Origin of the sequence: Candidatus Tisiphia endosymbiont of Nedyus quadrimaculatus, from assembly GCF_964059235.1 — a bacterium.
GTDB lineage: Bacteria > Pseudomonadota > Alphaproteobacteria > Rickettsiales > Rickettsiaceae > Tisiphia.
Genome location: NZ_OZ060452.1, coordinates 904,976 through 930,939 on the forward strand (window position 1 = coordinate 904,976; position 25,964 = coordinate 930,939).

General features: G+C 31.8%; 19 protein-coding genes and 1 tRNA gene. 11 read left to right on the plus strand and 9 right to left on the minus strand.

Annotated elements, in window-relative coordinates:
- Positions 1-238: 238 nt before the first annotated feature.
- From AB3211_RS04250 to istB, 7 genes are all read left to right on the plus strand, one after another.
- Positions 239-1,444, plus strand: a complete 1,206-nt coding sequence (locus AB3211_RS04250) for a dicarboxylate/amino acid:cation symporter (RefSeq protein WP_367363700.1) — start codon at positions 239-241, stop codon at positions 1,442-1,444.
- Positions 1,445-1,796: 352 nt separating this feature from the next.
- Positions 1,797-3,101, plus strand: coding sequence for a citrate synthase (locus tag AB3211_RS04255; protein WP_367363701.1), 1,305 nt, complete (start codon positions 1,797-1,799; stop codon positions 3,099-3,101).
- A gap of 15 nt (positions 3,102-3,116) precedes the next feature.
- Positions 3,117-3,308, plus strand: coding sequence for a type II toxin-antitoxin system Phd/YefM family antitoxin (locus AB3211_RS04260; RefSeq protein WP_367364818.1), 192 nt, complete (start codon positions 3,117-3,119; stop codon positions 3,306-3,308).
- 133 nt (positions 3,309-3,441) lie between these two features.
- A complete protein-coding gene (locus tag AB3211_RS04265; protein ID WP_367363702.1) occupies positions 3,442-4,539 on the plus strand; it encodes an IS4 family transposase in 1,098 nt (365 codons plus the stop codon).
- A 24-nt stretch (positions 4,540-4,563) separates the two neighbouring features.
- A complete protein-coding gene (locus tag AB3211_RS04270; protein WP_367363703.1) occupies positions 4,564-5,040 on the plus strand; it encodes a transposase in 477 nt (158 codons plus the stop codon).
- 160 nt (positions 5,041-5,200) lie between these two features.
- Positions 5,201-6,697, plus strand: coding sequence for an IS21 family transposase (istA, locus tag AB3211_RS04275; RefSeq protein ID WP_367363704.1), 1,497 nt, complete (start codon positions 5,201-5,203; stop codon positions 6,695-6,697).
- On the plus strand, positions 6,697-7,446 hold the full coding sequence (gene istB / locus AB3211_RS04280) for an IS21-like element helper ATPase IstB (RefSeq protein ID WP_367363705.1): 750 nt from the start codon (positions 6,697-6,699) through the stop codon (positions 7,444-7,446). The genes istA and istB overlap by 1 nt, the downstream gene beginning before the upstream one ends.
- A 112-nt stretch (positions 7,447-7,558) precedes the next feature.
- Here the strand turns inward: istB and AB3211_RS04285 are convergent.
- A tRNA-Ser gene (locus tag AB3211_RS04285) sits at positions 7,559-7,648 on the minus strand.
- Between the two features lie 434 nt (positions 7,649-8,082).
- Here AB3211_RS04285 and AB3211_RS04290 point away from each other — a divergent pair.
- Positions 8,083-8,496, plus strand: coding sequence for a helix-turn-helix domain-containing protein (locus AB3211_RS04290; protein ID WP_367363706.1), 414 nt, complete (start codon positions 8,083-8,085; stop codon positions 8,494-8,496).
- Here the strand turns inward: AB3211_RS04290 and AB3211_RS04295 are convergent.
- The 5 genes from AB3211_RS04295 to AB3211_RS04315 all read right to left on the minus strand — a co-directional run bounded on the left by AB3211_RS04295 (position 8,493) and on the right by AB3211_RS04315 (position 18,112).
- Positions 8,493-10,733: a tetratricopeptide repeat protein gene (locus AB3211_RS04295; RefSeq protein WP_367363707.1), complete on the minus strand. Its 2,241-nt coding sequence runs from the start codon at positions 10,731-10,733 to the stop codon at positions 8,493-8,495. The two genes, AB3211_RS04290 and AB3211_RS04295, sit on opposite strands and share 4 nt — an antisense overlap.
- Positions 10,734-10,739: 6 nt before the next feature.
- A complete protein-coding gene (locus AB3211_RS04300; RefSeq protein WP_367363708.1) occupies positions 10,740-12,992 on the minus strand; it encodes a tetratricopeptide repeat protein in 2,253 nt (750 codons plus the stop codon).
- Positions 12,985-14,418, minus strand: coding sequence for a hypothetical protein (locus AB3211_RS04305; protein ID WP_367363709.1), 1,434 nt, complete (start codon positions 14,416-14,418; stop codon positions 12,985-12,987). The genes AB3211_RS04300 and AB3211_RS04305 overlap by 8 nt, the downstream gene beginning before the upstream one ends.
- Positions 14,419-14,645: 227 nt before the next feature.
- Complete coding sequence (gene pgsA / locus AB3211_RS04310) at positions 14,646-15,194, minus strand: CDP-diacylglycerol--glycerol-3-phosphate 3-phosphatidyltransferase (protein ID WP_341758125.1); 549 nt, start codon at positions 15,192-15,194, stop codon at positions 14,646-14,648.
- A gap of 314 nt (positions 15,195-15,508) precedes the next feature.
- Positions 15,509-18,112 carry an AsmA family protein gene (locus AB3211_RS04315; RefSeq protein WP_367363710.1) on the minus strand — a complete coding sequence of 868 codons (2,604 nt, stop codon included), beginning with the start codon at positions 18,110-18,112 and terminating at the stop codon, positions 15,509-15,511.
- 144 nt (positions 18,113-18,256) lie between these two features.
- On the opposite strand from AB3211_RS04315, the gene AB3211_RS04320 reads away from it, so the two are divergent.
- Together AB3211_RS04320 and AB3211_RS04325 are read left to right on the plus strand one after the other, a co-directional pair.
- Entirely contained in the window at positions 18,257-20,041 is a 1,785-nt protein-coding gene (locus tag AB3211_RS04320; protein ID WP_367363711.1) for an ABC transporter ATP-binding protein, read from the plus strand.
- A gap of 1 nt (position 20,042) precedes the next feature.
- A complete protein-coding gene (locus AB3211_RS04325) occupies positions 20,043-21,821 on the plus strand; it encodes an ABC transporter ATP-binding protein (RefSeq protein WP_367363712.1) in 1,779 nt (592 codons plus the stop codon).
- A 201-nt stretch (positions 21,822-22,022) separates the two neighbouring features.
- Here AB3211_RS04325 and AB3211_RS04330 read toward each other — a convergent pair whose 3' ends face one another.
- On the minus strand, positions 22,023-22,937 hold the full coding sequence (locus tag AB3211_RS04330; RefSeq protein WP_367363713.1) for a murein hydrolase activator EnvC family protein: 915 nt from the start codon (positions 22,935-22,937) through the stop codon (positions 22,023-22,025).
- Between the two features lie 90 nt (positions 22,938-23,027).
- Here AB3211_RS04330 and rpiB point away from each other — a divergent pair, with 90 nt between their 5' ends.
- Complete coding sequence (gene rpiB / locus AB3211_RS04335; protein ID WP_341757886.1) at positions 23,028-23,462, plus strand: ribose 5-phosphate isomerase B; 435 nt, start codon at positions 23,028-23,030, stop codon at positions 23,460-23,462.
- Here the strand turns inward: rpiB and AB3211_RS04340 are convergent.
- Positions 23,459-24,892: a hypothetical protein gene (locus tag AB3211_RS04340; RefSeq protein WP_367363714.1), complete on the minus strand. Its 1,434-nt coding sequence runs from the start codon at positions 24,890-24,892 to the stop codon at positions 23,459-23,461. The genes rpiB and AB3211_RS04340 overlap by 4 nt on opposite strands.
- A 405-nt stretch (positions 24,893-25,297) precedes the next feature.
- The gene (locus tag AB3211_RS04345; protein WP_367363715.1) at positions 25,298-25,840 is read right to left on the minus strand and encodes a DUF2497 domain-containing protein; all 543 of its coding nucleotides are present in this window, start codon (positions 25,838-25,840) and stop codon (positions 25,298-25,300) included.
- Between the last annotated feature and the right edge of the window lie 124 nt (positions 25,841-25,964).

A 25,964-nucleotide genomic window follows, 5' to 3' on the forward strand; every position in this document is an offset into this window, starting at 1 on the left:
CTCACGTAGTCTCGCAATGACGGCAGTACTTTTACCCAACGTCATTGCGAGGAGACCATAAGGTCGACGAAGCAATCTATGATTAAAAACAACGTGGATTACTTTGTTGTGCTTCGCTACTTCTTGCAATGACGTATGTGAATTGGGAGTAATGCTAATCGGGTTAGCTATAGACATTTACATGAAATCAGCAAAATAAGTTTAATCAAAACACTCTTTAATTTAATTAAGTAGAACAATGAAATTATGGAAAAAAGTTACCTTGGGATTAATCCTAGGTATAATGTTTGGTATATATTGTCCTGAATATGTATCTTATATAAAACCGGTAGGAGATATTTTTTTGCGTTTGATCAAAATGATTATTGCTCCTTTAATATTTTTTAGTTTAGTAGCAGGCATAACTAGTATGAGTGACCCTACTTCTCTTGGCAGAGTAGGAATAAAGGCTGTTGCTGCTTTTTTAGGAACTACTTTTTTTGCCACAGTTTTTGGTCTTACAGTTGCTCTTGTATTAAAGCCAGGTCATGGTGTTCATATTAACTTTGATGTTGCCTCAAATATTTCACAAGAGAAATCCTTTAATATGATTGATTTTTTTGTGAATATTGTGCCTGATAATGTCGTAGGGGCTTTTGCCAGTTCTAATGTTTTACAAATTGTATTCTTTGCAATATTTTCTGGACTTATACTAAATAAAATGGGAGCTAGTGCTGCACCCATTAAAGATTTATTTCATAGATTATCAAAAATGGTGTTAAAAATGATCTCAATGATCATTCAACTTTCTCCATATGGTGCATTTGCTTTAACGGCTTGGGTAGTCGGTACACAAGGCTTTGATGTAATGATTAGTTTATCAAAATTAGTTGTTGCCGTAGTGATTGCCATGATATGTCAATATGGTATTTTTGGCACGCTAATTTATGTATTTTGTCGAATGTCACCATTACCTTTTTATAAAAAGAGTTTGGAATACCAAATACTTGCCTTCTCTACTTCTAGTAGTAAAGCAACGCTTGCTACAACTATGCAAGTTTGTCGTGAACGGCTAGGTATCTCTGAATCTAGCACTTCTTTCATATTGCCACTTGGGGCATCGATAAACATGGATGGGTTTGCTATAAATTTAGCTCTTACCACCATATTTTTTGCTCAAATGATGGGTATAGATTTAGCGGTGCATGATTATTTAGTCATTATTATTACCTCAACTCTTGGATCTATAGGTGGTGCTGGTATTCCAGGGGCCTCTTTAATAATGCTACCTATGGTTCTGTCTTCAATCCATTTACCGATTGAAGGTGTTGCTATAATTGCTGGAATTGATAGGATATTAGACATGTTACGTACTACCATTAATATTACAGGTGATGCAACAATTACCTTGATTATCGATAACAGTGAAGGTACTTTGGATAGAGATACATATAACTCGCTTTAACAAATATACCAAGTGTACAAGTTCTAGGTAGTATTTCGGTGAGGGGTTATTTTCCCATTATTAACTACGTTAATACTACAGTTGTAGTTACTATCTAGAGCTGTCATTCCCGCTTCGGTGCGGAATCTAAAAAAATAGCCTAAAAGACTATTAAACATTATTAGATCTCAGCTTTCGCTGGGATGACATCGTTTTGACATTAGTACTACAACTGTAGTGCTAAATAGCGTAGTTAATAATGGGAAATGGTATTATTCCACCGAAGCAGGGGTTGATGACAATTTGGTAAAATATATAAAAAAATACATTTTTTGTATTAGTGGGCAACATAAAATATGATAAAAGAGAACATATGACAAATAATGGAATCAAAACTCTAGAAAATGTTGAATTAAAAATAGGTGATAAGTCTTTTAATTTACCAATAAAAAAAGCATCGATTGGTCAAGATGTTATTGATGTTAGCGGTATATATTCATTAACAGGCTATTTCACTTATGACCCTGGCTTTATGTCTACAGCAGCTTGTAAATCTGCAATGACGTACATAGATGGGGATCAAGGGATATTAAGATATCGAGGATATGATATTAAAACGTTAGCAGAAAAAAGTAATTTCTTAGAAGTTGCCTATTTACTGTTAAATGGTGAATTACCCACCACGAATCAGTATAAATCTTTTTCTCAGAAAGTTACTAATCACTCGCTGGTTAATGAACAGCTTAGAAGTTTATTTATGGCTTTCCGTCACTCAGCTCATCCTATGGCAATTATGTTGGCTGTGGTAGGATCTTTATCTGCATTTTATCCAAATTTTTTAAACGTAGAAGAAAATGAACGCGAGTTAGCTGCTATTAGAATGATTGCAAAAATGCCAACTATTGCAGCAATGGCATATAAATATTCAATAGGTCAGCCCTTTATATATCCTGATAATAGTTTAGATTTTACTGAAAATTTTCTCCATATGATGTTTGCGACGCCTTGTGAAAAATATAAGGTAAACCAAGTAGTAAAGAACGCCTTAGATAAAATATTTATTCTCCATGCTGACCATGAGCAAAATGCTTCCACTTCAACAGTACGTTTGGCCGGATCATCCGGTGCTAACCCGTTTGCCTGTATCAGTACTGGCATAGCGTCTTTATGGGGACCAGCACATGGCGGAGCAAATGAGGCAGTAATTAATATGCTGAAAGAGATTGGGACAATAGATCGTATTCCACAATATATTGCAAGAGCAAAAGATAAAAATGATTCTTTCCGCTTAATGGGTTTTGGTCACCGAGTCTATAAAAGTTATGATCCAAGAGCAGTTGTACTTAGAGAGACCTGCAAAGAAGTATTAGAGGAATTAGGAGAAAATAATAACCCATTACTACAAATCGCTACTGAGCTTGAAAAAATTGCTCTCAATGACCAATATTTTATAGAGCGTAAGCTTTATCCAAACGTTGATTTTTATTCTGGTATTATTTATCAAGCTATGGGGATACCATCACAGATGTTTACAGTGCTTTTTGCTATAGCAAGAACTGTTGGTTGGATGGGACAATGGAAAGAGATGCATGAAGATCCCGAACAAAAAATTAGCAGACCTCGGCAATTATATACTGGGTATGTACAAAGAGAATTTATTCCTTTTGATAAAAGATAATTGTAGTAAAATCCTATATTAAAAAAGAGTCCTACGGCATTGCTGGCTAAATCTAGTGGTGAGCCTATTGCTTTATTGAATCATAATAAACCAACGGCTTATTTACTTCCAGCTGAGCTATACGAACAAGTAGTTGAAATATTAGATGATAGAGATTTACTTAAACTTGCTGAAGAAAGACTAAAAGAAAGAAGCTATAGCAGTTGATTTAAATTGTTTATAAACTTTTATGTATACTCCTCAGTACAGGACAAAGAGATTAAGGAGAGAAGAAAAAAGAGTGGATAACGCATAATCAAAGTCCTATAACTTAGGTTATTCAAGCTTAAGAAGAAGGAGTATGAGTTCAGCGTTATCACAACTATTAGGAAACTATTTTTTTAAGAGTTTTGCAAGCATAAAATTAATAGAACAAATAATATTAGGATTACTGCAAGTGAGAGATGTAAATCTTACCCAGCTTGCCTTAACGATAAAAGGAGATAAGCAAGAATCACGCTATAAGAAATTACAGAGATTTTTTGCCAAATGTGAATTATCATATACGTCCTTAGCCAAGTTATTGGTGAGGTTGGCTGGAATTGATACTGATCAATGGTTACTAGTGCTTGATCGGACAAATTGGAAATTTGGCAAGCTTGACATCAATATTTTAGTATTATCTATTTGCCATAAAGGCATTGCTATACCAATTATGTGGGATATGTTGCCAAAAGCAGGAACTTCTAATAACATTGAACGTCAGCAATTAATGGAAAGGTTTATTACTGTATTTGGCATAGAGAAGATGTCAGCATTGCTTGGGGATCGGGAGTTTATTGGTGATTTATGGCTAAAGTTTTTAGCCGATAAAATGATACCATTTTATATTAGAATCAAAGCCAATCTTGCCATTGGTAGAGCAGAAGATGAGTTAGTTACTGTTAATCATTTAATTAAGAAGTTACAGAATGGTGAATATATATTGTTTAAAGGAAAAAGATATTTGGGTAAGAATTATAAAGGACCTAAAGTATCTGTGGCTGCACTGCGTAATGATGAAGGCGTATTAGTAATCATAGCTACCAATGATAATCCGCATGTAGCACTAAATATATATAAAAAAAGATGGGAAATAGAAAGCCTTTTTGCTTGCCTTAAGACGCGGGGTTTCAATTTTGAAAATACCCATATAATACATTTAGATAGAATTAGTAAATTGCTTGGTTTACTTGCTATAGCATTTACTTTTGCTTATGTTGTGGGTCAATGGCAAAATTCTATCAAACCTATAAAGCTTAAAAAACATGGTAGAAAGTCTATCTCCTTATTCAGGTATGGCTTAGATTACTTGCAGAGAATATTTTTGAATATTGAAGAAATGATGGAAAAATGGATGGAAGTTATAACAAGGCTCTGTCCAAAAAACTGTGTAAATTTCGAAATAGGTTATATATAAAAGTATAACAAAAAAGGAAATTACATGAATAAAAAAACTAATGAATCAATAAAGCAAGCAGTAGATTTATTAATAGATAATGATACAGATGTAAGTACAATACTGAAAGAAGGAGGTTTATTAAAAGAATTGACCAAACGTTTAATAGAGAAGGCACTGCAGTCAGAAATGAATAATCATCTAGGCTATGATAAATACAGTCGTGCAGATAATGATAATGCTCGTAATGGTATAACTAGCAAAAAACTGATCTCCGAACATGGAGCTGTAGAAATAGAAGTACCAAGGGATAGGCATAATACCTTTGAACCCGCAATACTACCAAAACGCCAGAAACGTTTTGATGGTTTTGACGATAAAGTACTATCATTATATGCTAAAGGCATGAGTATATCTGATATTAAGATTCAGTTACAGGAGTTATACAGTGTTGAAATAAGTGAAGGCTTAATCAGCCAAATTACTGATGATGTAATGGATGAGGTTAAAGCTTGGTGTTAAAAAGCGTGCAATAATGACCCACTAAATGGGTTAATGTGCGTTGAAAAATGACCCACCTAAGAAGTGGGAAAAGTAGTACGTTATTAATCCATTATTATCAACCTATACTTCTATTATTTTCAGAATAAATAATAGGAGTATAAAATCAGAGATGTTAATAATGGAAAGTAAGAGAAAGATATTAGGACGTTATCGTCGTGGAGAAGGTATACGTTCAATAAGTAGAGAATTAAATATATCACGTAATACAGTTAGAAGTATCATTCGTACGCAAGGAGAGATTAAATCTGATTATATACGAATAATTCAACCTATACCTAAACTTGGGAAATATATTGAGAGTCTTGAGAGGATGTTGCGGGATAATAAGAATTCAAAGCCTAAAAAAACAGGGAAAGCTTTATTTGAGGAGTTAAAGATTTATGGGTATCAAGGCAGTTACTCTGCTGTTAGTCGTTATATTAACACTTGGAATGATAGAAATTTTGAGATTAATATAAAAGCTTGCGTACCTTTATCCTTTGCTCCTGGGGAAGCTTACCAATTTGACTGGAGTAGTGAGCAAGTAATATTAGCTGGAGAAATAATAAATGTTAAAGTAGCTCACTTTGTTTTGTGTTATAGCCGTAAAAAATTTATCTATATTTATCCTACTGAAGCTCAAGAGATGGTATTTGATGCACATGTTAGAGCCTTTACTTTTTTTGGTGGTAGTCCAACTAAAGGGATTTATGATAATATGAAGACTGCTGTCAGTAAGGTTTTAAAAGGCTCTAATAATAGAGAATGGAATCCAAAGTTTGAAAAGCTCTGCGCACATTATCTCATTGAACCGATAGCATGTTCTCCAGCTCGAGGTAATGAAAAAGGTAGGGTTGAGCGACAAGTACAGATTGACCGGGAACAGTTCTTTACTCCTATGCCAAAAGCTTTAACCTTGCAAGAATTAAACGATATATTAACCAGCAGATTAGTTACTTATAATAGCTCTCATAAACACCCCGAATATAAAGATAAGACTATAGATGAAGCATATCAACTAGAACGTAATTTTTTAGTATCCGTGCCTGTATTATTTAACGGTTGCAAAGAAATAGATATCAAGGTTTCTATTACTTGTTTGGCTAGATATGAAAGCAATAATTATAGCGTTCACTGTAGTTGTGCTGGGAAAATAGTACAATGTAAGATATATGCTGAACATCTAGTATTTATTTATAATGGTCAAGAGGTAGGTCGTCATAAACGGAAATTTACTAAGGGAGAAACTTGTTATGACGTCAATCATTATCTGCCAATATTAAGGTATAAACCCGGAGCATTAAGAAATGGTGAACCATTCCTTAATATGAATTTACCAGAAGAGCTCATAGAAGTTAGAAGACGTCTTGAGAGCAGCCCAGCAGGTACAAGAGATTTTGCTCATATATTATCGTATATAGCAATGGAATCCATAGAAGCAGTAGTATCAGCATGCACCCAAGCACTAAAAATAGGAACTGTTAGTAAGGAGGTAATTTTAAATATTATATTACGTAATAAAGATGAGTTAAAAGTAACAGAGCCAAGTAATTACCAAGAATATCATACTTTAAAACATATCCCGAAAGCTAATTGTGAGATATACGATAATTTTCTCAAGTTAGGAGGTAAGTAATGAACAATGTATATCAAGAATCTACTAGAGAAGATATTATAAATGTTATGAGAAAGCTAAAATTTACAGGGATGCTTGAGTCTTATGATGAAATTATATCTGATGCCATAAGGCGTAAAGAAGCCTCGAATTATATTTTACATAATTTATTAAAATCTGAACTAACAACACGAACTCTTAGGTCTATTCAAAGTAGGATTAGCGCAGCAAAGTTTCCTGAGAAAAAAGATATAGATAATTTCATATTTATCGATACCCCAATAAACCAAGAACAAATTATGCATCTATATAGTTGCGAGTTTATTAAAACATCTAGAAATATAATCCTAGTTGGTGGTACTGGTAGCGGTAAAACTCACCTAGCTATTGCATTAAGTACAAAAGCAGTACGAAAAGGTTATAAATCAAGATTTTTTAATCTTGTAGATCTTGCTAATCAATTAGAATATGAAAAGAACTCTGCTCAGGTAGGAAAACTAGCAGCTTCCTTGCAAAAAATAGATGTACTAGTCCTAGATGAGCTTGGTTATCTACCATTTTCTAAGAATGGCGGTCAACTTATCTTTCATCTATTATCTAAAATACATTCCAACACTTCAATTATTATTACTACTAATCTTATATTCTCAGAATGGTCACAAATATTTGGTTGTAATAAAATGACTTCAGCGCTACTTGATAGAGTTTGTCATAATTGTGATATCATTGAAACGGGAAATGAAAGTTATCGTATGAAAAAAAAACAATAGTTCTAGACTTATGTGGGTCATTTTTCAACGCTCTTCCTGGGTCATTTTTCAACGCTTATTGACACTACGTTTCCCGTTCGATATTTTTGAAAAAACGACAACTTGTACCGAATGGCGGATAGGGTGGGATTCGAACCCACGGTACGGTTGCCCGCACGCTAGTTTTCAAGACTAGATCCTTAAACCACTCGGACACCTATCCGAGATAATACATATCAGATAGATTGAAAAAATTCAAGTATAAATATTTGTGAGAGGGGCAGGGTAATTTAAAAGTCACAGTCATTAGTTGTTATAGATGTAAGTTTAACCATTATCGATGTCATTCCTGCGAAGGCAGGGATCTATATTACTTAATAGTCTTTCAGGCTATTTTTTTTAGATCCCAGCTTTCGCTGGGATGACATCAAGTACATATTAAGCACTTTTTCCCTTATCTATTAGGCTTACAACCCGACTTTTAAATTACCCTGGAGAGGGTATGGTAATTTAAACTTTTTATTAGATCATTAAAAATTAGTGTTACAAACTCTCGTAATCCAAATCAATTAATTATAATTAATTATTAGTTATTTACTTTTTGATAGTTATACCTTATTATTTAGAAATATTAATTTTACATATAAAATCTTATCTATGGCAAATTTACAAACCAAACTTAGCTCATTAATGATGCAAAAAAATATAAATGCTGTAGAGATAGAGAAAAAAACTGGATTAAGTAGAAATACTGTTTATAGCATTTTGTATGGTAGTTCAAAAAATCCTAGTGCTAATAATTTACAATTAATTGCAAAAGCCTTAGATATTAGCCTAGAAGCTCTTGTTGTTGATAACGAAATAAGCCATGAAGTGCTAACTATTGATCAAATGAAAATTTTTAGTAAAGCCACTAGTGCAACAATTAATATGTTAATTGAAAGAAACTTAATTTTTTCATCTACAAATCTTACAGCTCTAATAAAAGAAGTATATGAATATGCACTGAAAAAGCAGTCTGTTGATAATACATTTATAGATTGGATGATTGATAAATATCACAAACCTTAATCTTGCTTTGCCCATAAATCCATATTATATTGTTTGCAATATTCAAACATATCAACTGTATTAGAGTGGTGTATGCCAAACTCCTTAATTTGTGGCTTGCCAAAAAATTTATAATTATACAAATCTTTGCTTTTACAAGCTGCTTTTGCTGCATGATTATATAAATCACTTACTTGAACAATATTTTTACTGTTATCTTTATATAAGTAATGATATATGGTAAATGCTTGTTTATAGGATTCGATTGCTTGTTTAATATTATTTTGAGCAAACAAAATATCTCCTTGTAGTGCATAGCCTCCCGCTAAATTTAGATCTTGAGAATATTCTGTATTCTTGGGATTTCCATATTCATCTGTTAAAAATATTATAATAGCTTTGTTAACATGGTTCAAGGCTTTATCTATCTTACCTAACCCTAATTCACTTCTTGCCATTGTCCTGTAGATATAACCAAATGTCCTATGGTCTTCACTTTTTATAGGTTTATGCATGTCATATAATTGCTTAGCTTGAGCATAAGCTTCTTGGTATCTGCCAAGATAGCCTAGTATCTCTGCTCTAGATACATAAGGTGCAGTAAGGTGTAGATGATTAATATTTAATCCACTTTTTATAAATACCTCAACATATTTATCTATGTAATCTAAAGCATCATTATATTTGCCTTGGATAAAAAATAAACGTGCCTTTAAATAATAGATTCTAAATATATCAGCTTCTTGTAAACCTTGTTTAAATAATTCTTCCATTTTTTTAAGGATTTCTTTGGCAGTGTGTACATTGCCCAAAGATACTTGAGATACAGCGATGTGTGAGTTAAGATTAAATTTTAAAAAAGCATAATCACCATTAAGATTATCTAAAATCTTTAATGCTTTAGTAGGATAAGAAATGGCTATTTCAAAATTTGCTAATGACAACCTACTATGCTCTCCTATTAACCCCAAATATCTAGCATAACAATATTTTTGATATTCAGACATTTTCCACAGTTTGAATGCTCTGTCCTTATCTTTGTATTCAAACCAATCAATCATTTGTTTTGCTTTATATAGATTATGATCCCTTACATATATAGCAAACAACTCGACTCTTAAATCAAGCATTACATATATGTCAATATTATATTTTTCAGAATTCTGTAGAAGAACCTCTAGGTTGTCAGGTATAGTCTTTGCTGTCCTCCACAATTGTCCCGACTGTATACCTTTGGGTTTAGGGAGTTTAGAAATAATATTTTCTAAATATATTTTATTATTATCGCCATTTAGTTCCATTATTGTATTGCTAACTATATCATGCATTTCAAAAATAGGATTATCCTCGTTAGGATTAATATTACTAATTAGCATAAACTTAGATAATTGATATATATCATCATCAAGAGTATCTTTATTATCAGTAATGATAGTAAGTAGTTGTTTCGAGAAACTCTGATTATTTAATAAAGCTATTTTATTAAGTAACTTTACTGCACTAGGCTTTAATTCCTTTATAGCCATACTAATATTTATCGCTATTTTATCAGCTGATTGATAAACTTTCTTCTTATATTCTTCTCTATCTAATCCTTTAACCTTATTCAATAATTGAGTACCTTGAACTATAAGTATTGGATAACCACTAAAAGATTCTATCAAAAACTTAATATCATTTTTATCTTTATTATCCAATAAATTATTAGCTAACTCTATGGTAGTAGCTTTATCAAATAAAGTCATTTCTATAGTATTGGGTAAATTCTCGCTATCTTGTGAACAAAATATTACATTGCTATTATGCTCCCAATCAATTAAATCTTGAACTTTGTTATTTCCATTAACTTTTAGATTATCAAACACTAGTAACCACTTATTACTATGAGTTAAATATGATATTACTTCTTTCTTGGCAGAAGTAACATCTGCAGGTATCTTAGTTTTCTTGATACTATTAAGTTGTTTAGCTAACTTAACAAATTCCTCATTAAGATCAAGGTTACAATCAAAAAACCAAATAATATCATAATTATTTTCATAAGCATACATTCTAACAAATTGTGTTTTGCCGATACCGCTAGTTCCTACTATACTTGCTTGTCTATATTTACTTAAGATATCCTTCAATATCTTAAGCTGTTTCTCATGATTGACAAAATAGCTAACCGGTGTAATCAAATTAGATATTTTTTGTTCTTGAGCAAAAGATTCACAGTTTGTGATTAATAATATTATTAGCACTAAATATTTATTCATATAACCTTAATTTTTCTTTGCCCACAAATCCATATTATATTGTTTGCAATATTCAAACATACTGGTAGTATTAGGGTGATGTATTCCAAATTCTTTAACTTGCGGTTTACCAAAGAATTTATAATTATATAAATCTTTGCTTTTACAAGCTGCTTTTGCTGCATGATTATACAAATCACTTACTTTAGCAACATTTTTACTTCTCTCGTTATATAAGTAATGATATATAACAAACGCTTTTTTATAAGATTCTATAGCTTGCTGAAGGCTATCTTGGGCGAACAAAATATCACCTTGTACTACATAACTAGCTGCTAAGCTAGGATTTTTAGAATAATTTATTTTCTCTGGATTGCTGTTTTCCACTGCTAAAGATATGGGAATAGCTTTATTAATGTATTCAGAAGCTTTATCTACTTTACCTAAACCTAATTCACTTTTTGCCATTTGGGTGTAAATATAAGCAAATATCGTATCTCTTTCACTTTGTACAGGTTTATACATGTCATATAATTGCTTAGCTTGAGCATAGGCTTCTTGATATCTATCAAGAGAATTCAATATTTGTGTTCTAAGCATATAAGCTGAAGTAAAGTATGGGTCATTAATATGTGAGCCACTTTTTATAAATATTTTAATAACTTTATCTACACATTCTAAAGCCTCATTATATTTGCCTTGCATACTAAATAATGTAGCTTTTAAAAGATATATTATAAATGAATCAGCTTCTTGTATTATTCCTTGTTTTGCTAATTTTTCTATCTTTTTAAGAGATTCTTCAGCAAGTGTCATATTACCCAACAATATATGAGATGCAGATATATAGGATATAAAATAAAATTTAAGGAAATGATTAGATGCATCATCCTCAAGCTTATCTAAAATATTTAATGATTTAGTAAGATAAGAAATCGCTGTGTCAAAATTTCTTAATATTCTTGTATGATACACTCCTATTGCTCCTAAATATCTAGCGTAATAAAATTTTTGATATTTAGACATTTGCCACAATTTAAATTCTTTGTTTTTATCTTTCTGACTAAACCAATCAACCATTTGTTGTGCTTTATTATTATTATAAAGGTTTACATATAGAGAAAGTAATTCACTCCTTAAGGTAAGTATTGCATATATGTTAATATTATATTTCTCAGAGTTTTTTAGAAGAATTGCTAAATTCTTTGGTGTAGTTTTGGCACCTCTCCACAAATATCCTGAATAAGACCCTTTAAATTTAGGTATTTTGCTAATAATATTTTCTAAATATATTTTGTTATTATTGCCATTTATCTCCATTATTTTATTAGCAACAACATCATGCATTTCAAAAATAGGATTATTTTCATTAGGATCAATATTGCTAATCAGCAGAAACTTAGATAATTGATATATATCATCATCTAGAGTCTCTTTACTATCAGTAATGATAGTAAGGAGTTGCTTCGAGAAACTCTGATTATTTAATAAAGCTATTTTATTAAGTAACTTTACTGCACTAGGCTTTAATTCCTTTATAGCCATACTAATATTTGTTGCTATTTTATCAGTCGATTGATGGATTTTCTTTTTATATTCCTCTTTATCTAAACCTTTGACCTTATTTAATAATTGAGTACCTTGAACTATAAGTATTGGATAACCATTAAAGGCTTCTGTCAAAAATTCAATATCATTCTTATCGTTATTATCCAATAGATTATTAGCTAACTCTATGGTCATAACTCTATCAAATAAAGCCATCTCTATCGCATTAGGTAAAATTTCGCTATCTTGTGAACAAAATATTACATTGCCAGTATGTTCCCAATCAATTAAATCTTGAACTTTCTTATTCTCACTAACTTTTAGATTATCAAATATTAATAACCACTTATTACTATGAGTTAAATATGACATTACTTCTTTCTTAGCAAAAGTAACATCTTCAGATATATTAGCTTGCTTGATACTATTAAGCTGTTTAGCTAACTTGACAAATTCCTCATTAAGATCAAGGTTACAATCAAAAAACCAAATAATATCATAATTATTTTTATTTTCATAAGCATACATTCTGACAAATTGTGTTTTGCCGATACCGCTAGTTCCTACTATACTTGCTTGTCTATATTTACTTAAGATATCCTTAAGTGTCTTAAGCTGTTTCCCATGATTGATAAAATAGCTAACTGGTGTAATCACATTAGATATTTGTGTATGGGCAAATGAATTATTGACTATAAATAACACCATAAGTGACAATAAATATTTATTCATTTTTTTTCCTAGTTAAAGAAGTTAGTAGAATCACATTATTTTCTGTTTTTACTGGTTGCGGGTTACTTTTGTTGTTCTGTCTTATGCTTGAATCATTTGGATAGATTTCTATAATATTGCTTTGGTTATAACTTATTTTATAGTTGAATCCATCAGCTCTTAATATATTAAATACTTGACTTAAATTAAGTAAAAAAGGGTTAGCATGAGTTTTGAAAAAATGATTTGATGTTTTTAGCAGCTCTTCTGCTGTCATTATAGGATAACCGTCATATTCAAAACGTAGCTCTATTTTTTGTTTTATATTATCGATAGTTAATCTAATATTGTGTTTGGTAGTAGAAGATTGTTTCTTTAACAAAAAAAATAGATAGTTAATAACACTATAAATGATTTGGTACAACGCTGCATTAGAAGCAAAATATAATACTTTTGCTTTGCTTAAAATTTCAACCGATATATTTTCATCTTCCTGATTAAATCTGTCAGTAAATAAGTCAACTAATTTACTGGCATTAATTTCTTCTATTTTATTTTCTTGATACAGAAGTATAGAGCAAGGTACTTTATCACCAAAGTTTTTTAACCTATAATCCTTGATCATATCTTCTTGATTGTTAGAACTCTTATCAAGCAAGGATATTTGATTAGCTTCCTGAGCAAATAAACAATTAATTTCTAAATCTTTTTGTTTATTGAAATCATTATTCCAAATTTTTCTCATTAAAGAGGTTTCGCAATTTTTTAATTCCTGCTGATAATTAAACTTAAGTTGTTCTAATTCTGTAGCATATTTGTCTTGATAATGTAATGCATATGATTTATTGAGATTCTTAAATAAGCTTCTAAAGAGAAAATATAACAATAGAAGATTAGCAGTAATAAATGCAGTTAATATCCAAAATGGTCTTTTAATATCTGCTTTTACTTTATGCCAATATATACTATTAATTGCCAAACTAATATTAAGTTGGTTAGAAATGTTAATAGGATATGTTTTATCTATTTGATAATTTTGAGTTTTGATATTTGAATAAAGAAATTTTTTATTGAGTTCTATCTTGTAATAAATGAATTCCGGAATATGCTTATTCAATAATGCTCCAAAATGAAAAAGATTATAGTTTATACATTTTTCTGCCTCATTACATATCTCAAGCTCACTAATATTACTGTTGATTGAAATATTTTTTTCCTGAATATTGCTAGATAAATGATAGGCGAGGGCAGAGATTTTATCCATGCTCACTTCTACTATTTTATTATACTGGTTTTGTAGAATTTGTGTTTTTTCCATTTCAACTTTAGCATTATAATATTTATACAATGAAGCTATAATTGTACTATAAGCTATAAAAATTAAGATAAATATTTTGAATAAATTTTGCCTTAATTTATCTAAATATGGTGAATTTTGCTCCTTCATGATCCAATAAACTAATAGTTAGAGATTACATAAGGTTCTTTAGGCTATGTTAGGCAAGTATTTTTATCATCTTTGTTAATAACCACGTTGCATAGCGTAAATATACCTATCACTTAGTTATATATCATACTTTTTATGCTACGCTAAGTTATTATGGCATCAATAATTTTATTTTTTATTATAATGAATGATTGTTTCGTGAAAGCAAGAATTTAAACTAATAGTAATTAAAAATATTTACTACAGGCCTTCAAATATGAATATCCGGTTACTACAGTTAAAAGTGCGGCAATCCATAAAGCTATTTGACCTATTAAATCCATATAAATTATACCTGAACCTTTAGAACCAAGAATTAACGCTGACAAAGCAAACATTTGGGTAAATGTTTTAATCTTAGCTAATCTAGACACAGGAATACTTACTTGAATCAAAGCTAGAAATTCACGTAGTCCAGCCACCAAAAATTCACGAGCTAAAATTAATAAGCACGGTATCTCTCCCGCTGCTCCTTTTTTTACCAACATTATAATTACACAGCCTACTAATAATTTATCAGCTATTGGATCAAACATTTTACCAAACCCTGATACTAAATCAAATTTTCTAGCAAGATAACCGTCAAAAAAATCAGTAATACTAGCTATAATAAATAATAACGCTGCAATTCTATGAGCGAGTTTAGAGTTATCTAGATAAAAGGTCATTACAATAATTGGAATAACCACAATACGAGCTATCGTCAGATAATTTGGTATATTTTTATCAATATTCATTTATTATATATTTTTACTTCTTGATTTCTTGAGGAAATGACAACGACGGATTATGACCTAAATCCAAGAAAATAGGAACAAATTTTTATAGAATAACTTAAAAGAACTAACCTAGTAGGCTATTAAACCGATGTCTTATACCACTTCCGAAAACTAATCATCACGTCGTCGTACTTCATGATCTCCGCTCCTCACGTACTAGTTGTACGCTCCGGTGCTCGACACTCGTACTCCTAGTGCTAATTTAGTTTTGGGAAATGGTATTATATCGAACTCAAGTTAATATAATTATTAAAAATTATACATTAAAGGCATTATTTAAATAACCCTTTTAAACCTTTTTCAATAGTAGATTTTACTTTGTTGATAGGCTGCTCTCCATTAGTAGAAGATCCCCTATCTTGATCATTTTGCACTTCTTCTCCTGTGGGCTGTTTATCTTTGCCTATCCCAATAATATCTTTTAGTATGTCTTCAGGTTTTTTACCTTTCTTAACATCGTTAACCACGCTATTTACTAAATTCTTCACAAGATATTGCTGTAATGCTTTAGTATCAAGTTTATGTTGTGGATTATTAAGATAGCCATAAAAACGAACTTTGAATGGTGGCATTAATTTTATATCGACAGTAATAACGCTATCTGTATCAAATGTATAGGCAGGAAGGTTAATATTGCCGGTAACTGCTACCTTTGACGAGGGAGCATCTAATGTACCATGTGTTATATTAACTATGCCTTCTGTTATTTCAGTATCTACAGCAAGTTTTTGAAATTTTGTTTCACCACTTGCAAAGAAACCATCGAGCATTTTTAAAATAGTTTGAAGGTCTTTAATGTTTTTAAGGCTATCTAATACTTTTTGTAGATCAAATCCACTAACTTTACCGTTGGACGCCGTTAATGTTGTTTTACCAAATAAGTTACTTACATATTGCAATTGGCTCTGACCTTTTGTTTTTAGATCGAGTACAAAATTAACAATCCCTTGCGTAACTTTAATTTTACCTCCTTGTGGTACTATATTTTTTAACTCGGCATCCTTAATACTGGCTTTAAAGCTAACAGGTTGATTAACTTGAGAAGAAATTTGTCCAGTAGCGATTAAAGTGCCACCATATAAATTGCCATTTAAAGATTTTATATCCAGCACACCATTTGCTAATAGCATAGTAGTTTTTATATTATCAAAAATCATACTCCCTTTAATAATTTTCTGTATAGTTAAGGTTAAATCTCCATCAAACTTGTTTAAAAATGACAAATCTATCGTATCTTTAGACCAAGGCACAGAGTTGTCTACATTTTGCACAGAGTTAGTAGGGCCACTATTAGGAGGTGCGTCACTTAAATCATCTAAATTTAAGGAAGCTATTTTTATATCTGATAGAATCTTTGGTTTAGCAGATGTCAAATTTATACTTACTGCTCCACTAAAATTTACAGGGTTCTTTTTTAACGCGACAGTAAATTTATTTATGTTGATTTTTATAATTTCTGTCATATCTCCTGCGACTTGTGTTGAAAGAGAATAGCTACCAAGTATTTTATTAGGCAAGCTATTGGTTAATTGACCTATAGTTTGACCTAAATTATCACCAAAACTCTCAATAGTAATAGCAGGTTTAATATCCTTATCTAAAGAGATAGTTCCCTTAATGTTATTAGTAGTTTTTGCCAGCATTATCATACTATTAGTTTTAAAAAGATTTTGCTGTTTAATAGTCTCACCTTTTACCAAAGCATTGCCAAGATTAATAGGTAGAGTCTTACCCAATAAGTTAGCAATGGTTGGTATATCACTAATTTTTAAATTATAAGAAATAACTAGGTCTTTATCCCAATCCTTAAGACCTATATTGCCTGTTAAATTAGCTTTATCGACAATTAGATTAATATTATTTAGCAATAAATTTTGATCTAAATATGCAAAGCCTGTGGCAAAAGAGAATGGCTTATCCAATAATTTAACACTTAAATCTCCCTTATTATCTTCAAAATAAAAATTAGCATTACCTGTAGCTGATAGCTTACCTGCCGTAAAGTCAATATTACTTATTTTAAATAATTTCTTATCACTATTGATGTTAAAGCTTAGTTTGTGATCTAAATCATATGGGATAGATATATTAGGGAAAATAGTCTGCAAATTCTTACCAGCACCTTCTAGCTTAATCTGACCAGCAAAAGTCATATTGTCGTAAGCAAAATTACCTGAGAGATTAATTTTTTCTTGCAGAACATTTAAATTCACTGTTAAAGCTATACTACCATGCTTCTCCTCTATATTACCTTTGATATCATAATGCTTTCCGGAAGAATAGAACTGGCAAGCTAAATCAGATGGTCCATGGAGATTTTTAATTTCTAATCTATCAATATCTATTGTTGTTGGGGAAATACTATTACCTTTAATACTACCGTTAAAATTAACATAATTTAGCTTAGCATCAACAATTTTAATTAAGTTTATATCTAACGAAAACCCTGCATTTTTATCAGTTGAACTGTTACTAACATTGCTTTGCATTTTAGGAAATTCCCAAGAAGCTAGACCATTTCGCATCCGTTCTAAATTAAGTACTGGTTTATTAATTTCAATCTTTGAGATTTCTATATTTCCTCTAAATAGCGATAATATAGAAAGAGAAGCAGATATTTCCTTAACTTCCAATAGAGAAGGATAATGAGCATTAGGTAGGGAAGCAAGTGTTACATCTTTAACGGTAATAGTGGGAGTAGGCAACAAAGACATGGTGATATTACCATTAATTTGTAGCTCTCGACCAGTTATTTCTTTGACTTTATCAGTTGCTAAACCTTTATATGATTCTAAGGAAATAAATAAAGGAATTATCAGCAATATAACGATTATTAAAATAAATAACCCAGCTGAATATTTTAGAAATTTTTGCACTACAATTCTCTTTTAATTATGTAAAGAATTCATTATAGCAGGTTATAACCTTATCACTAATTAAAAAAAATACTAAAGATAGTACTTAGTGGAGATATTATAACCTGCTATAATGGATTTTTCTATAATTAAAAGAAATATTTTATGTTCTCTATTAAACAACAAAACTATGAACTAAAATCATACTTATACGCCTTGGCTTACAAATACCGGGTGTACCTAGCTAGCATTATGCTTATGTCCATTGGTGCTTCACTGTTTAATATGTTCGTTAACTATCAAATTAAAGAAATTATTGATACTATTGCCAAAGATCCAAAAATAGATGTTACCCTACTTCTTTGGTTGTTTGCATTATATAAAATGATGAATCACGGTACGTTTTTTATCGTTAGGCTTTTTGATATTAAATACAAACCAGCGATGCTTGCAGAAATCATCGAAAGCACTTATGGCAAAACTATCAGACACTCTTTACATTGGTTTGATTCTCATTTATCAGGAGAAATTGCCAGTAAAATCACTGATTTTCAAGATGGTATTATAACCATAGTGAATGTTCTCAATCGTTCTTTGGTACAGCTTGTAACTATTGTAAGTGGCATAATATTTTTGTTCATGATGAATTATAAGATAGCAGGGGTTGTAATTGCTTTTCTTGTTGTGTATGTACCAATAATGTCAGTTTTATTAAAAAAACAAGGGCAGCTGCAAGAAGAATATGTTAAGGCTCGACAAGAAGCGGTTGGCATTATCAATGATTCTATTGCCAATATTTTCGGTATTAAGATCATTGGTAATAGCTGGACGGAGCTAAAACTAAAACTTCTTCCTGCAATTGATAAATGGAAAGGCTGGGATAGAAAAACTAGGCAATATGATGCTTATTATGTAGATCTGATCGATTCCATATTAATTACTATACTAGCAGCAGCCCAAATATGGGTAGTGGCATATTTATACCAAACCGAACAAATTACCGCTGGTGAATTTGCAGTTACTATAGCGATTACTTTTAACATTGAGTGGGCGATTGATCAGTTATTAGACAGTATAATATTTTCCATAAATCCTAAGATTGCTGCCATTAAATCTTCATTTAACTTTATTCATACTATCTCAGATGTTACTGATACAGAAAATGCTAAGTTGCTTCCTCGTGTCAAAGGTGATATTAAATATCAAGACGTAACCTTCCGTTATAGTAGTGGAAGTACTATATTTGACAATCTTACATTGCACATCAAACCTGGAGAAAGGGTCGGTATAGTTGGCACATCAGGTGCTGGGAAAACTACTTTAATTAAATGTTTGCTTAGATATTTCAATTTACAAAGCGGATATATTTTTGTAGATGGATATGATATTTCACAAGTAACGGAGGAGTCGCTAAGAAGCAATATCTCAGTAATCCCTCAAGATATTACGATGTTTCATCGTTCTATTCTAGAGAATCTGCAGCTAGCTAAATATGATGCTACTTTACAAGAGATTGAAGAAGCTTGTAAAAAAGCTAAAATACATGATGATATTGAGAGAATGCCTAATGGTTACCATTCAATAGTTGGTGAACGAGGTGTAAAAGTAAGTGGCGGACAACGGCAACGTATTGCAATCGCTAGGGCTATTTTAAAAAATGCACCCATCCTTATTTTAGATGAAGCAACATCGGCACTTGACTCACCAACTGAAGCTCTAATTCAAAAATCTATTAATGAAGTTTTGGAAACTACTAATGCTACAACTATTGTCATTGCTCACCGTTTATCAACACTTCTGCATATGGATCGTATTTTAGTATTCGAGCGTGGCAAAATTGTAGAAGATGGTACTCATACTATGTTAATTACTAAAGGAGGAATCTACAAAACCCTGTGGGATGCACAAGTTGGAGGATTTTTGCCAGATGGTAAAAATAAGGAAAGATGATATGGATTACACATTAACACCAAATTTATGGTCTTTTATATGGCATTTTTTGCGAGGCTACAAACGTTTTGTGATTATTTTTGTTTGTCTTGCTATGATTACTGGACTTTGGGGTCCTTGTAATAGCTTGCTTATTAAATATATGATTGATTCTTTAGGCACATTACAGCTAAACAATACGCTATCTATTATATTTTGGCTTGCTGTATTTTTTGTGTTGAATTTTGAGATACATAATCTTTGTTGGCGTGGTATGGGATATATAAACTATAAGTTCCAGCCAATGATAAAGAATCAAATTATTAGTGAAACTTTTGGATATGTACTACAACATACGCAACAATTTTTTCAAGATAATTTAGCAGGTGCTATTGCCACTCGAATTAATACACTTGCTGATAACATAGAACGTATTGTGCATGACATCACAAGGCATCTTATTCGAGTGGCTGTACTGCTAATGGTGTCCTTGGTGAATATGTATTATGTGCATCCTAAGTTTTTTTATGCCTTGTTCATATGGCTTCTTGTATTTGCTTCCTTTAGTCTACGCATGTCCAAAAAGCTTGTTAATTTATCAGAATCTCATGCTGCTGCTGAATCAATTGTTTCAGGGCAATTAGTCGATAGTATTACCAATACCAGTAATGTACAAATTTTTGCTAGACGTATTTATGAAATATCTTATCTTAAAAAAACTTTGCTTATAACAAAAAAAACCTTTCAAGCAAAAGAAATATTTGCAATAACATTGCATTTTATGCAGGGCATTTCTCTTTCTATTATGCTTGGATTCATGCTTTATTTTTTAATTCAGTTACGGATGAAGCAAATGGTAAGTAGTGGTGATTTTGCACTTATTTTAGGTTTGAGTCTTGAAGTAGGATATATGACTTGGTGGGCTATGGAGCAAGTAGATGAGTTAAATAAAGCTGTTGGCAAATGTAGGCAGAGTATTGCCAAGCTTCTTATACCGCTAGAGATCAAAGATAAAGACAATGCCTCAAATTTGCTAATTACCAATGGTCAAATCACTTTTTCATCAGTTAAATTTCATTACAAAGGCATTGAACCGTTATTTCAGAATAAATCAGTAACTATTGAAGCTGGGCAAAAGGTTGGTTTGGTTGGATATTCCGGTAGCGGTAAATCAACTTTTGTAAATTTAATTTTGCGTCTTTATGATGTAACAGATGGCCAAATTCTTATAGATGGTCAAGATATTCAAGAAGTCGGGCAGGATTCCTTGCGAGAAGCTATTGCCATGATTCCACAAGATCCTTCACTGTTCCACCGATCACTTATGGAAAATATTCGTTATGGGCGTATTGATGCAAGTGATGAAGAAGTGATAGAGGCGGCGAAGCGTGCCCATGCCCATACCTTTATAACCAAACTCTCCCAAATGTATGAATCTTTGGTAGGAGAACGAGGAGTTAAATTATCAGGTGGACAGCGTCAGCGGATTGCCATAGCTCGGGCTATCCTCAAAAATGCCCCAATTTTGATTTTGGATGAGGCAACCTCTCAGCTAGACTCTCTTACTGAAAGCGCTATCCAAGAAAGCTTATGGGAACTAATGCAAGGTAAAACCACCATTGTGATTGCCCATCGTTTATCTACTTTGATGCATATGGATCGTATCCTAGTGTTTGATCAAGGTAAAATTATTGAAGAGAACACCCATACTAAACTATTCGAGAAAGGTGGTTTTTATAGAACATTGTGGGATGCACAAGTTGGAGGATTTTTGCCAGATAATAAAAATAAGGAAGTATGAAAATATAGAGTAAAAATACCTGACGGCATTGAAGCCTAAAGTTGCACCTTATTTCAACCTCTATTATAAAATACTACAACCATCATTAGTAGAACTGTCATGTCCTAAAAGCCTAATAGTATAAAAAAAATCAAGGGGATTAGAATCTAGGTTAATTATATCATAGTGTCAACAAATTTATAAATCGCCCTATCTTTACACCTAATAGCTTACATAGTTTAGCGGATCAACAGCTATCTTTCCATCGCGAATAGCAAAATGCAGCTGAGGATATTTAACCTCTCCAGTACTCCCTACATGTCCTATTATCTTGCCTTGTGAAATTGTTACTCCTTTTTGAACAAGTAGGTCTTGCAAATGAGCATAAGCAACATAAAGGTCGCTATTGTCTAACTTTATTATTAATAAATTACCAAACTTTGTATCATTACCTGCAAACACTACTTGACCTGTTGCAATAGATTCTACAGCAGTTCCTTCGTCTGCGGCAATATTAATTCCTTTGCTTTTTCCTTTAGATGTTTGCTCACCAAATTTGATAATAATTTTACCTTCAATTGGTTTGATAAATTTTGGTGTATTAGTTTGAACAGCATTTTTCGTTTTTCTTACAAGACTTTCTTGATTTTTTTTATTTAATAACTCAGTACTAATCTTTATTGTGATAATTTGGGATTCATTAAGATGATATGGTGTGGAAATATTATTTAGCTCAGCTAATTCTTCAACTTTCTGACCATAATCATTTGCTATTGATACTAATGTTTCTCCTTGTTGTACCTCGTGGTAGATTAGCTTACTATCATTCGGTTTCACTTTTGGAACTATTATTACGTCGTCTCGATTTTCAGTTTCTATGGCATTACGATCTTTTAAGAAACCAGTTGGAGCGTCAAAATCTTTTTCCTTCTCATCAATTTCTCTACTTATTATTTCATCTTCATCGCTTTCTAATATCTTCTTATTTTCGGAATATGCTGTAGTTGGTGAATTGATGGTTGTAGGCTTTTTGGCAAAATCCTTTCCATGATTATACTCAATAGGGGCTGGAGGTTGTGTGCTACATCCAGAAATCAAAAACACTATAAAATAGACAAAAACTATATTACCCTTCATAACTTACCAAAAAATTTGCAATTTTATTATGCAATAAACTAACTTTAATATAGAATCAAGTCTAGTATTTTTTATCAAAATTAAGTAATTATGAAAACTTACGATGTTATAATAGCCAGTGATCACTCCGGATTTCTACTCAAGAGCAAAATTATCAGTTATTTACACGATAAAAATATATCTATTCTTGATTGTGGTACTTACAATCAAGAAACAGTGGATTATCCAGATTATTCTAAAAAAGTTGTTGATGGGATTTTAGAAAATATAGCTCCTTTGGGAATTTTAATTTGTGGAACTGGCATAGGTATGTCAATTGCCGCAAATCGTACGTCTGAAATAAGGGCAGCTTTATGTTTTGACTTATTTATGGCAGAAAGATCAAGGGCTCATAATGATGCTAATATAATAGTGTTAGGAGCTAAAATACCCAATGAGGAACTAGCTTGTAAAATGATCGATAAATTTTTAACGACTAAATTTGAAGGTGGAAGACATAGTGCTAGATTAGCAAAAATAAACTAATTTGCTGTTGCTTTTATTATCAAACAGCCCACATTATTATTTTGTTCATCAGAGATGTCCAATGCCGTTCTACAATGATAATTAGTAGGCTTAATGTTTATACCACGCATAATTAACAATTTTGCTATATAGTAATTACTAGTTTCTGTAGCTTCATGTAAAAGGGTATAATTATCATTCCCCCTTCTTTGGATGATTGGATAATTATCCAAAAGAGTCCTAAGAACAAATAAATTATTTTTTCTAACTGCCTCAAATGCTCTATCCGTTGCATCACTGACTATAGCAGTATGGAAAGCATTATCATAATTATCAATAAAATTATCTATCATCTTTCTTTGCTGCTTTCTATTGTCACTATCATAAATTTTCTTAAACATTTGAATAAATGAATACATATCCATTTGATCTAATCTTGCCTCTTCTGTAAGCTCTCCCAATACTACATCATCATTTGGCAAAAGTAACATTTGTGCTTCATCTTGTACAAATTCAGTTATTTTTGGCGATGTTTCTTTGATGGTGCTAGCTTTATCTTTTGTAATTGCAGATTGATTAGGTTGATGCTTATTTACTTCTTGCACTTCTTTGATTACATTACTATCTTTCTCTAGGGCAGTTTTACTAGAGTCATCTAGTTGCTTATCCTTTTTTACAAATACTGGTATAGGAGTTTGAGGCTTAGTCACTTTAGATTCAGTATTTTCCTTAGGTAATACTATTGGTACGATAGGAGCAGTTACTTGCGGTTCAGTAGGCTTTTTTTCTTGCGAAGAAGGCAATATATCTAGATTAGGAGCAACCACTTCTTTATTATCTTCATTACTTGGCTGTTGCAATATTACTGGATATTTCTCTTTATCAGGTATAGTTACAGAAGGTACGATAGGAGTAGTAGCTTGTGGCTCAGACTTATTACTACTCGGAAGATCTATTTGAGGTTTAGACTGGGCAGATGAATCAAGTGACTTAATAGGCACAGCATCTTTAACCTCAGCTGGTGGAAGAGTAGGAGAATCTTTATTGGTATTACTGTCATTCTTACTGGGTCTATCTAGATCAATTTTTTGGTATGGATTTTTATCTAATTGATCCAATTCTTTTGTATTTTCTAAGGTTGGTAATTTATGATTCCCTAAATCAATGAAGGAATCTGTCTCACCTTCTTCATTATTAGTATCTTGTGGTGTGGATGATGGTTTGCTTGATCCTGATACTTCATTATCAATTTTCTTAGAATGCATAAATTGCTGTATTTTTCCCAGCAAAGAATCTGCCTCTTCTTCCTGTTTATTCACTTTATCACTTTCTAATTGTGGCAATGCTGGGGGAAGAGGTGGTGGAGCAGCATCAGCCTTATCCATAAACAAAAAGATAGTTATTAGGACTATAAAAAATTTATTACCTAAGATAATCTTCTGACTCTCCATGTTAAAGTACATTTATAATTATTCTCACGTTAAATTTATTATACAAGTAATCAAAAACGATAAATAGCCTAGGTAGTATCCCCACAACTGTCGAAAGTTTACAAGTACCTATACCATAGCGTCATTGCGAGCGTAAGCGAAGCAATCCAGGAAACAATCTATAGATAAATGATGTTACTGGATTGCTTCGTCGACCTTACGGTCTTCTCGCTAATAGACGTATAAAGAAGCTGTATTTACTAACTTTCAACAGTTATGGTAGCATCCCCGTAAGGGTTAATGCCTACGCGGGAATAACACCGAAGCCGTATTAAGAATTCTATCCCTTATTTATCAAAGCTTATAGCTCGACTTTTAAATTACCCTGTTAAAATAAGACTAACACAAATGATGTCCTCCACTAAGTCATTTTTGATCATTTGGTATTAATTTTTGAATTTCTTTTTCTACTAATTGTTTTACTAATAAAGGCAAGTTTTTATCTAACCATTGACTCAATTGTGGTCGTAACATTTCAATAATTAGCTTCTCTAATGTTTTGACCGTAGGGTTCGAAGCATTTGCAGTAATCTCTTGAGCTGTTTTCGAGAAATGCTGGAAAATCTTAGTAGTTTCTGCTGCAGATTTATCGGATAGCAAGGATATCTGCGATAGTTCCTCTTCTAGTTCACTATGCCTATTATTTTCTAACTTATTTGCCTCATCCCCTACTATATTTGTCAATTCTAGTATTTCATCATCGTTAGATTGGCTATTACTATAGTCAATTGAGGAGAAGCCGGTAGTGTCGTCTTCGATCGCTTGCCTATTACATATAGGCGTTGCTCCATCGCTCCTGCTACCCAATCCTCCTGAATTGACTGTACCACGACTATCAATCACTCCTTTAATTGATTTCAATATCTCTTCAACTGACATATCTTGGTTTTTTTTATGATCTTTACTCATACACTACTATGATTCCAAAAGTTAATAGACGAAGATGAAAATCATGATAGTAGCAGGAATTACCAAGTCGAGGTGCTAGGCGTACATTTAGTACGTGAACACCACATATCTTGGATAATGACGA

Bases quoted from the DNA above. Each gene is read 5' to 3' on its own strand.
- AB3211_RS04250 (WP_367363700.1), top strand. From the start codon at position 239: ATGAAATTATGGAAAAAAGTTACCTTGGGATTAATCCTAGGTATAATG.
- AB3211_RS04255 (WP_367363701.1), top strand. From the start codon at position 1,797: ATGACAAATAATGGAATCAAAACTCTAGAAAATGTTGAATTAAAAATA.
- AB3211_RS04265 (WP_367363702.1), top strand. From the start codon at position 3,442: ATGAGTTCAGCGTTATCACAACTATTAGGAAACTATTTTTTTAAGAGT.
- AB3211_RS04270 (WP_367363703.1), top strand. From the start codon at position 4,564: ATGAATAAAAAAACTAATGAATCAATAAAGCAAGCAGTAGATTTATTA.
- istA (WP_367363704.1), top strand. From the start codon at position 5,201: ATGGAAAGTAAGAGAAAGATATTAGGACGTTATCGTCGTGGAGAAGGT.
- istB (WP_367363705.1), top strand. From the start codon at position 6,697: ATGAACAATGTATATCAAGAATCTACTAGAGAAGATATTATAAATGTT.
- AB3211_RS04290 (WP_367363706.1), top strand. From the start codon at position 8,083: ATGGCAAATTTACAAACCAAACTTAGCTCATTAATGATGCAAAAAAAT.
- AB3211_RS04295 (WP_367363707.1), bottom strand. From the start codon at position 10,733: ATGAATAAATATTTAGTGCTAATAATATTATTAATCACAAACTGTGAA.
- AB3211_RS04300 (WP_367363708.1), bottom strand. From the start codon at position 12,992: ATGAATAAATATTTATTGTCACTTATGGTGTTATTTATAGTCAATAAT.
- AB3211_RS04305 (WP_367363709.1), bottom strand. From the start codon at position 14,418: ATGAAGGAGCAAAATTCACCATATTTAGATAAATTAAGGCAAAATTTA.
- pgsA (WP_341758125.1), bottom strand. From the start codon at position 15,194: ATGAATATTGATAAAAATATACCAAATTATCTGACGATAGCTCGTATT.
- AB3211_RS04320 (WP_367363711.1), top strand. From the start codon at position 18,257: ATGTTCTCTATTAAACAACAAAACTATGAACTAAAATCATACTTATAC.
- AB3211_RS04325 (WP_367363712.1), top strand. From the start codon at position 20,043: ATGGATTACACATTAACACCAAATTTATGGTCTTTTATATGGCATTTT.
- AB3211_RS04330 (WP_367363713.1), bottom strand. From the start codon at position 22,937: ATGAAGGGTAATATAGTTTTTGTCTATTTTATAGTGTTTTTGATTTCT.
- rpiB (WP_341757886.1), top strand. From the start codon at position 23,028: ATGAAAACTTACGATGTTATAATAGCCAGTGATCACTCCGGATTTCTA.
- AB3211_RS04340 (WP_367363714.1), bottom strand. From the start codon at position 24,892: ATGGAGAGTCAGAAGATTATCTTAGGTAATAAATTTTTTATAGTCCTA.
- AB3211_RS04345 (WP_367363715.1), bottom strand. From the start codon at position 25,840: ATGAGTAAAGATCATAAAAAAAACCAAGATATGTCAGTTGAAGAGATA.